General features: G+C 34.9%; 1 pseudogene. It reads right to left on the bottom strand.

The window, feature by feature from the left end:
* Positions 1-241: pseudogene (locus tag GXK56_RS27585) on the bottom strand (group II intron reverse transcriptase/maturase); the annotation flags it as partial.
* Between the last annotated feature and the right edge of the window lie 100 nt (positions 242-341).

Below are 341 nucleotides of genomic sequence, written 5' to 3'. Positions count from 1 at the left end.
CACCGTGACTACCTTTATTGCTAATTACTCTTTTAAGTGCTAAAAGCATATTATTCCTTTCTAGGACTTCTTCGAGTAATCTACTAGTATCAAATGTTTCATCGTTTACGCTTTCCCTATTTGGTAAAACCATAGAATTACTTGGCACCTTTGATTTATCTTGAAGTTCCACTTCTACTTCCATCATTTGGTCTCTGTATTGAGTTTTCTGCTTTCTTTGTAATTTCTTTAATTTATCCAAAGTTGTAAACCTCCTAATGTTCAGTCCTTCATCCGCTATCGCGTTTAGCGGAGTTACTATGACTTCTGCTGACTTCTGATAAATTCAGTTATACATCACT

Source organism: Clostridium sp. C2-6-12 (genome assembly GCF_009928485.1).
Lineage (GTDB): Bacteria > Bacillota > Clostridia > Clostridiales > Clostridiaceae > Clostridium.
This window is presented reverse-complemented; position numbering and strand designations above follow the sequence as displayed.